The organism is Tabrizicola sp., from assembly GCF_016793705.1.
In the GTDB taxonomy this organism is placed as follows: domain Bacteria; phylum Pseudomonadota; class Alphaproteobacteria; order Rhodobacterales; family Rhodobacteraceae; genus Tabrizicola.
Genome location: NZ_JAEULO010000059.1, coordinates 1 through 7,823, shown reverse-complemented (window position 1 = coordinate 7,823; position 7,823 = coordinate 1). Strand labels below are relative to the sequence as shown.

Sequence of the window (7,823 nt, the reverse complement as noted above, 5' to 3'; positions counted from 1 at the left end):
CGCGGATGAACGCCTGCGCCAGCACGGTGGCGGTGGTGGTGCCGTCACCGGCGTTGTCGGAGGTCTTGGAAGCGACTTCCTTCACCATCTGCGCGCCCATGTTCTCGAACTTGTCGGCCAGTTCGATTTCCTTGGCGACGGTCACGCCGTCCTTGGTGATGCGGGGCGAGCCGAAGGACTTGTCGATCACCACGTTGCGGCCTTTCGGGCCGAGGGTGACTTTGACGGCGTCGGCCAGGATGTTCACGCCACGCAGCATGCGGTCGCGGGCGTCGGTGTCGAACTTGACGTCTTTAGCAGCCATTATGATAGCTCCTTGAATGGGATTTCGTAGGGTGCGCTACATCGCACCGTTCCTTGCAACGGCTCAGGAAATGATCCCGAGGATGTCGCTTTCCTTCATGATCAGCAGTTCTTCGCCGTTGAGCGTCACTTCGGTGCCCGACCATTTGCCGAACAGGATCCGGTCGCCGGCCTTGACCGACGGCGCGATCAGCTCGCCCGAATCCTTGCGGGCACCTTCGCCCACGGACACGATCTCGCCCTCGGCGGGTTTTTCCTTGGCGGTATCGGGGATGATCAGCCCGCCCTTGGTCTTTTCATCGGACTGGATACGCTTGACCAGAACACGGTCATGCAGCGGTTTGAAAGCCATCTGGGGTACTCCCTTGAGTTTCCAGGTTTGATCTTGATTAGCACTCGGCTTGCCCGAGTGATAACGCCGCTTGAGGTAGGCGATGCCCTGCCGCGAGTCAACACCCAAGTCCCGGCTTTTCGCATTGCCTTTTCCGGGCCGGATGCCACCATGCGGGCCGACCGCCCCAATGGTGATTTCCGCATGTCCCGCCTTCTCGCCGCCCTCTCCCTCGCGCTCGGCTTCCTTGTCGGGGCGCCGCTTTCCGCCGAATGCGTCGGCCAGAACCTGTTCGACGTGATGGATCCTGCCCGGAAGGCCGAAATCCAGGCCGCCGCCGACGCGGTGCCCTTCGCCAAGGGCAATTTCTGGCGCGCGACGAAAGGGGATGAGGTCATCACCATCGCCGGGACCTACCATTTCGACGACCCTCGCCACGCTGCCAACCTTGCGGCGCTGATGCCCGCGATCACCGGGGCCAGCGTGGTGCTGGTCGAGGCAGGCCCGGAAGAGGAAAAGGCGCTGAAGGCGCAGATCGCCCGCGACCCATCGACCATGGTGATCACCGAAGGCCCGACATTGAACCAGCAGCTCCCGCCCGAAGTCTGGGACCAACTGTCCGATGCGATGTCCGCCAGGGGCATCCCGGCCTTCATGACCGCGAAATTCAAGCCCTGGTATGTGCTGACGCTTCTCTCGATCCCGCCCTGCGCCATGTTGCAGATGACATCCGAACCGGAAGGCCTGGACCGGCAGGTCATCAAGGTCGCGCAGGAAGCCGGCGTCCCGATCCGCCCGCTCGAACCCTACGACACGCTGTTCAAGATCTTCGGCAGCCTGACCGACGCCGAGCTGACCGAGATGCTGGTCTCCACCCTCGCCATCGAGCCGCAGGGCGAGGATTACTTCACAACCCTGGTCGACGGCTACTTCGCCGGGGAAAGCCGCGCGGCCTGGGAGCTGATGCGCTTCATCGGCTATGACCAGCCCGGCTACACCCGCGCGGAGGTCGACGCCGAATTCGCCCGGATGGAGGAAATCGTCGCCTCTGCGCGCAACCGCGCCTGGATCCCGGTACTGACCGAAGCCGCCGCCAAGGGCCCGGTCTTCGCCGCCTTCGGGGCGCTGCACCTGTCGGGGCAGGACGGGGTGCTGAACCTGTTGCAGCAGCAGGGGTTCACACTGGAAGAGCTGACACCGTGATCCTACCGGGCAAGCTTGCGCGGCTCTACGTCCTTGACCTCGGCCTCTTCGAGGTGCGGGGCGGCGAGCGGCTGATCGGCATCCCCGGCTTCCTGATGCAGACCGACCGGGGCGCGAACATCCTCTTCGACACCGGCTTCCCACCCGAGTATCTGACCGACCCCGACCGTCCCGGGCAGGACGGCCTGCCGCGCTTTGGCCGCCTGCTGGATTTCCGCCGTGCCCAGACAGCGGAAGGCGCGCTCGCTCTGCTTGGTCTGACACCGCGGGACATCGACCTTGTCATCCTGTCCCACGGCCACATCGACCATGTCGGCTCCCTCCCCCTCTTCGGCCATGCCCCCATCGTACTGACCGCCCGCGAACGCGCCGAGCCCGCACCGCTCTACTTCGGCAGCGCCCGCCCGATCGCCTGGCCCGACGCCACCTACCAGCCGATCGAGACCGACACCCCGGTCTGCGAAGGCCTGACCCTGATCCCCACCCCCGGCCACACCGCCGGGCACCTCTCTGCCATCGCCCGGCTTCCCGACAAGCGCGCTGCGATCCTCGCTGCCGACGCGATCAACCGCGCCTCGGAACCCGCCGAAGGCTTCTCCGACGCTGACGACCCCGCGACCGCGAAATCCTCGGCGGACCGCCTGCTCTCCCTAGCCCCGCCCGATGCCCTGCTGATCTACGGTCACGAGCCGAGCCAGTGGCCGACGCTGCCCAAAGCCCCGCAAGCATGGTAGACGCCCATCGCCAGGGCATCCTCATGCTTCTCGGCGCAACGCTTGCCTGGAGCACTTCCGGCCTCTTCGCCCGCGCCATCCCCCTCGACACCCCCACCGTGATCCTCTGGCGCGGACTGGCCGGGGCGGCGGGTCTCTTTGTCACGCTCTGGTGGCTGCGGGGTCGCGAAGGTTTTCGCGACTTCACGCGCCTCGGTGCGGCGGGCTGGGCCTATTCGATCTGCTCGGGTCTCGGGATGCTGCTTTTCGTGGGAGCGCTCAAGGCGACCTCGATTGCCCATGTGGCGATCATCTACGCCACCCTGCCCTTCGTCGCAGCCTTTCTCGGCTGGTGGCTTCTGAAGGAGCCACCGGGCCGCGCCGGCTTCCTTGCCGCCGGGCTGGCGCTGGTCGGCGCAGTGGTCATGGTCGGCCTTGGCGACGACGGCAACCTGATCGGCGACCTGATGGCCTTCGGCATGGTGCTGGCGATGGCCGCCCTGATCCTCATCGCGCGCGGCCGCCCGGACACCCCGACCATTGCCGCCGGAGCCCTGTCTGCCGTCTGGGCGCCCCTGGCCATGGTCCCCTTCGCCAGCCTCGCGGGCCTCGACGCGCCGAACCTCCTCCTGCTCGCGGGTTTCGGCCTGGTCAACTCGACCCTCGGCTTCGCGCTTTTCGTCCTCGGCTCGCGGCACACGACCCCGGTCGAAACCGCGCTGATCGGGGCCCTTGAAACCGCCGTCACCCCGCTCTGGGTCTGGCTGGTGTTCTACGAGACCCCCACCGTCCCCACCCTGATCGGCGGGGCGATGGTCATGGCGGCCTCGGTCGGCCACATCCTCTGGACCGCGCGGCACCCGCTGGTTCCTCAGCGATAGACCTCGCCACGATGGCCGATGCCGATCAGCAGAACGGTCACGATCTCGTCCTTGATTTCCACGAGGATGCGGTAGTCCCCCATCCGATAGCGCCAGAGCCCGCCCAGCCGCGCGCCTTGCAGGGCGTCACCCAGCTGCCGGGGATTGTCCAATACGGAAATGCGGGTTCGAAGGTAGGAAGTGATCCGTTTGGCTTCCACCCGTCCCATCCTGGCCAACTGCTTCTTGGCCGCGTCGGAAACCTCAATCTGCCGGACCAAGCTCGCGCTCCACATCGGCCAACGGAGTGGTCTTCTCCTCGCCGCTGGCCAGACGTTCCATCACGGCTTCCGCCAGGTAGAGATCTTCCAGATATTCGATCTTTTCGATCAGCGCCTCGCGCACATAATAGGTCTTGCTGCGCCCGGTCGCCTTGGCAAGCGCCTCCAGCCGCCGTTCAAGTTCTTCCGGCAATCTGACCGACAGCATCGCAGCGCCCTTTGTCATACACGTCATACACGCATGACAATCGCCGCTCGTTAGCAACCCCGGCCATCGCGCCCCGTGACAATCCCGCCATCGCCACCTATACACCGCGCGAAATCATCGCCTCAAAGGTTCAGCCCCATGACCACCCTCGTCTTCGGCCACAAATCCCCCGACACCGATTCCACCGGCTCGCCGATCATCTGGGCCTGGTACCTGACCGAAACCGGCACCCCGGCGAAAGCCGTCCTCCTGGGCGAGCCGAACACCGAAGCCGCCTTCGTGCTCAAGCACTGGGGTCTCGACAAGCCCGCGATCATCCAGGACCTCACCGCCGACGACAAGGTGGTGATCGTCGACACCAACAACCCCGCCGAACTGCCGCCCTCGATCAACGAGGCCAAGATCCAGGGCATCATCGACCATCACATGCTGGTCGGCGGGCTGAAGACCAAGACACCCATCGACATCACCATCCGCCCGCTGGCCTGCACCGCCACCATCCTGCACGACCTGATGGGCGACACGCTCGCCCAGGCGCCGAAGGGCATCAAGGGCGCGATGCTGTCCTGCATCCTCTCCGACACGCTGGAATTCCGCTCGCCCACCACCACGCCCCATGACCGTGCGGTGGCCGAGAAGCTGGCCGCCGACCTGCGCGTCTCGATCCCCGAACTGGCCTCCGCGATGTTCGAGGCCAAGTCCGACGTCTCCGCCTTCTCCGACGCCGAGCTGCTGCGGATGGACTCCAAGGAATACAACGTCGCCGGGAAAGAGCTCCGCGTCTCGGTGCTGGAGACCACCGCGCCCAAGCTGGTGCTGGACCGCAAGGCCAGCCTGATGGCTTCGATGGAGGGCGTGGCGAAAGAGGACGGCGCCGATCAGGTCCTGCTTTTCGTGGTCGACATCCTGAAGGAAGAAGCCACGCTCCTCGTCCCGAACGACCTGGTCAAGCAACTGGCCGAGGCCTCCTTCGGCGCCAAGGTCTCGGGCGATACCGTCGTCCTGCCCGGCATCATGAGCCGCAAGAAGCAGATCATCCCCGCACTGAAGCTCTGAAGCAGGGGGTGTTGTGTGCCCTTCCGTCCCTACGCGCGTATGGACGGAAGCCAGACGCAAACCCTACCGAAACCAGACCGCCCGTTCTGCATCGAAAGGTCCCGAATGACCGAAATCATCCGCTCGCTCGCTGACCTCACCAGCCGCTACGACGCCGTCTTCTGCGACCTCTGGGGCTGCCTGCACAATGGCAAGGCGGCCTTTCCGGCAGCCGTCGCCGCACTGCAAGGCTTTCGCGCGACAGGCGGCAAGGTCGTCCTCCTGACCAACGCACCCCGCCCGAAATCCAGCGTTGTCAAGCAGTTGGACAACCTTGGCGTGCCCCGTGACGCCTGGGACATCGTGGTCACTTCGGGCGACGCGGCGCAGATGGGGATGCTCTCTGGCGCCGTGGGCCGCAAGGTCCACCATATCGGCGCGCCGAAGGATGAACCTTTCTTCACCGATTTCGCCGAGGATCTCGCCGCCTATGCCGCGACCCAGCCGCCGATCATCCGCGTCCCGCTGCGCGAGGCCGAAGGCATCGTCTGCACCGGCCTTCGCGATGATCTGACGGAAACCCCGGACGATTACCGCGCTGCGCTTCTGCTGGGGAAAACTCTCGGCTTGCCAATGCTTTGCGCCAACCCGGACATCGTCGTCGACATGGGCGACAAGCGCGTCTACTGCGCGGGCGCGCTGGCCCAGGCCTATGAACAACTGGGCGGCACGGCACTTTACTTCGGCAAGCCGCACCCCCCGATCTACGACCTCGCACGCCGTCGGCTGGCCGAGGCTGGGGTTCCCTCCGATCCGCAGATTCTCTGCATCGGCGACGGGATTTCGACGGACATCCAGGGCGGCATCGGCGAGGGGCTGGATACGCTTTTCATCACCGGCGGACTTGAGGCGGCGCAGTTCGGCACCGATGTCGAGACTCCCGACAAGACCCGCCTCGATGCCTGGCTCGCCGACCGGCAGCTGTCCCCCACCTTCGCCATGGGCCGCCTGCGCTAGATTTCACTTGGTAACTTTTGTTCACTGACTTTCTCCGCGGTGAACTTTTATTGCGCAGCCGATTGTGCTGCGCCGCAGCATATGCTACGATCCCGCCATGCAAGGTAGGGATTCGGAAGCCATGCTCGACAACATGCCCCGCGGCACGATCTGCATCGAGGACATCGAAATCGGCATGTCCCGCCACCTGTCGAAAGTCATAACCGACCGGGATATCGAGCTTTTTGCCGAAGTCTCCACCGACCGGAACCCCGTCCACCTGGATGACAGCTATGCCCAGGACACCATATTCGAGGGCCGCATCGCCCACGGGATGCTGACCGCGGGCCTGATCTCTGCCGTCATCGGCGAACAGCTTCCCGGCCACGGCACCGTCTATCTTGGACAAAGCCTCAAATTCATGGCCCCGGTCCGCCCCGGCGACATGGTCGTGGCCTGCGTCACCGTCACCGGCATTGACCACGCAAAGCGCCGAGTCACCCTTGAAACCCTCGCCTCGGTGGGTAAAACCGTTGTCCTGAAGGGCGAGGCGCTGGTTCTGGCGCCAAGCCGCAAGTTCGACTGACGGGGCCATCGCCCCAAAAGGGCGCGGATGCAGATTCATCAGGACTTCCAGTGGCTTGATCCGAATGCCCGGGGCGCATCCGTCGCGATGGGCAATTTCGACGGCGTGCATCTGGGCCACGCTTCCGTGATCGACCTCGCCCGCGGCCATGGCCCGCTGGGCATCATCACGTTTGAACCGCACCCCCGGCAATTCTTTGCTCCCTCCGCCCCGCCCTTCCGCCTGATGAATGCCGAGGCGCGGGCGAACCGGCTGGCGAAGCTTGGCGTCGAGCACCTGTTCCAGCTTCCCTTCAACCGCGCGCTGGCGGCGCTGACGCCCGAGGACTTCGCTGGCAAGGTGCTGGCCGAAGGCCTTGGCATCGGCCACATCGTCGTCGGTGCCGACTTCTGCTTCGGCAAGGGCCGCGCCGGTACGGCGGCCGACCTCCGCGCGCTTGGCGACCGCTTCGGCTTTGCCACCACCATCGCGCCCCTCGTGGAAATCGCCGGGCGCGAGGTCTCCTCCACCGCCATCCGCCAGGCGCTGACCGATGGCCGTCCCCGCGACGCCGCGGACATGCTGGGCCACCTGCACCGGATAGAGGGCGAGGTGATCCATGGCGAAAAGCGCGGCCGCGAGCTGGGCTTCCCGACCGCCAACATGGAGCTGTCGGGCCTGCACCTGCCGCGTTTCGGGGTCTATGCCGTCAAGGTCGACGTTCTGACCGGCCCCCACGCAGGCAGCTACATGGGGGCGTCCAGCCTGGGCGTGCGCCCGATGTTCGCGGGCGAGATGCCGAACATCGAGACTTATCTCTTCGACTTCAAGGGCGACCTCTACGGCCACCACCTCTCCATCGCCCTGGTCGATTTCCTGCGGCCGGAAATGAAGTTCGATGGCCTGCCCGCGCTCATCGCCCAGATGGACGAAGACTGCGCCAAGGCGCGCGATATCCTTTCCGCGCTCTGACCCCTTCCCTTTTTCGCCCCGCCGCCGCACCCTCACCGCATGACCAACCTGCGCCCCCGCTTCTGGGAAACCGTTCCCCTGTCCAAGCTGACCCAACAGGAATGGGAGGCTTTGTGCGACGGCTGCGGCAAATGCTGCCTGAACAAGCTGGAGTATGAGGATACCGGCGAGGTCGCCTATACCCGCATCGCCTGCCGCCTGTTCGATGGCGACACCTGCCAGTGCCGCGACTATCCCAACCGCAAGCTGCATGTCCCGGAATGCGTGGTGCTGACGCCGAAGACCCTGCCGAAGATCGCCTACTGGATGCCCGCGACCTGCGCCTACAAGCTGCTGTTCCAGAAGAAGAAACTGCC

The 7,823-nt window shown here is 65.3% G+C and carries 12 protein-coding genes; 8 read left to right on the top strand and 4 right to left on the bottom strand.

All coding sequences use genetic code 11. The features are described from left to right. Positions 1 to 304, bottom strand: a 304-nt coding sequence (locus JNJ68_RS15505) for a TCP-1/cpn60 chaperonin family protein (protein WP_294983457.1), incomplete at its 3' end; no start/stop codon positions are given. A gap of 63 nt (positions 305 to 367) precedes the next feature. Beyond that, positions 368 to 655, bottom strand: a complete 288-nt coding sequence (locus JNJ68_RS15500) for a co-chaperone GroES (protein WP_294975267.1) — start codon at positions 653 to 655, stop codon at positions 368 to 370. 183 nt (positions 656 to 838) lie between these two features. Between JNJ68_RS15500 and JNJ68_RS15495 the strand changes: the two genes are divergently transcribed. From JNJ68_RS15495 to JNJ68_RS15485, 3 genes are read left to right on the top strand one after another with little or no spacing between them, the layout of a single operon-like run. Further along, positions 839 to 1,837 (top strand): TraB/GumN family protein, encoded by a 999-nt coding sequence (locus tag JNJ68_RS15495; protein WP_294983456.1) that lies wholly within the window; start codon positions 839 to 841, stop codon positions 1,835 to 1,837. Beyond that, positions 1,834 to 2,571 (top strand): N-acyl homoserine lactonase family protein, encoded by a 738-nt coding sequence (locus JNJ68_RS15490; RefSeq protein WP_294983454.1) that lies wholly within the window; start codon positions 1,834 to 1,836, stop codon positions 2,569 to 2,571. The genes JNJ68_RS15495 and JNJ68_RS15490 overlap by 4 nt, the downstream gene beginning before the upstream one ends. Further along, a complete protein-coding gene (locus JNJ68_RS15485; RefSeq protein WP_294983452.1) occupies positions 2,565 to 3,431 on the top strand; it encodes a DMT family transporter in 867 nt (288 codons plus the stop codon). Before JNJ68_RS15490 ends, JNJ68_RS15485 begins: the two co-directional genes overlap by 7 nt. Here the strand turns inward: JNJ68_RS15485 and JNJ68_RS15480 are convergent. Then, the gene (locus tag JNJ68_RS15480; protein WP_294983449.1) at positions 3,422 to 3,691 is read right to left on the bottom strand and encodes a type II toxin-antitoxin system RelE/ParE family toxin; all 270 of its coding nucleotides are present in this window, start codon (positions 3,689 to 3,691) and stop codon (positions 3,422 to 3,424) included. The genes JNJ68_RS15485 and JNJ68_RS15480 overlap by 10 nt on opposite strands. After that, positions 3,675 to 3,899, bottom strand: a complete 225-nt coding sequence (locus JNJ68_RS15475; protein ID WP_294983447.1) for a DUF6290 family protein — start codon at positions 3,897 to 3,899, stop codon at positions 3,675 to 3,677. The genes JNJ68_RS15480 and JNJ68_RS15475 overlap by 17 nt, the downstream gene beginning before the upstream one ends. Before the next feature lie 138 nt (positions 3,900 to 4,037). Here JNJ68_RS15475 and JNJ68_RS15470 point away from each other — a divergent pair, with 138 nt between their 5' ends. The 5 genes from JNJ68_RS15470 to JNJ68_RS15450 all read left to right on the top strand — a co-directional run. Then, positions 4,038 to 4,955, top strand: a complete 918-nt coding sequence (locus JNJ68_RS15470) for a manganese-dependent inorganic pyrophosphatase (RefSeq protein WP_294983446.1) — start codon at positions 4,038 to 4,040, stop codon at positions 4,953 to 4,955. Positions 4,956 to 5,060: 105 nt separating this feature from the next. Further along, the gene (locus JNJ68_RS15465; RefSeq protein WP_294983444.1) at positions 5,061 to 5,951 is read left to right on the top strand and encodes a TIGR01459 family HAD-type hydrolase; all 891 of its coding nucleotides are present in this window, start codon (positions 5,061 to 5,063) and stop codon (positions 5,949 to 5,951) included. Positions 5,952 to 6,072: 121 nt separating this feature from the next. Next, positions 6,073 to 6,516: a MaoC family dehydratase gene (locus tag JNJ68_RS15460; protein ID WP_294983458.1), complete on the top strand. Its 444-nt coding sequence runs from the start codon at positions 6,073 to 6,075 to the stop codon at positions 6,514 to 6,516. Between the two features lie 27 nt (positions 6,517 to 6,543). After that, on the top strand, positions 6,544 to 7,467 hold the full coding sequence (locus JNJ68_RS15455) for a bifunctional riboflavin kinase/FAD synthetase (RefSeq protein ID WP_294983443.1): 924 nt from the start codon (positions 6,544 to 6,546) through the stop codon (positions 7,465 to 7,467). A 39-nt stretch (positions 7,468 to 7,506) separates the two neighbouring features. Continuing rightward, positions 7,507 to 7,823 (top strand): YcgN family cysteine cluster protein (locus JNJ68_RS15450; RefSeq protein ID WP_294983441.1); only part of this gene is annotated, 317 nt, incomplete at its 3' end.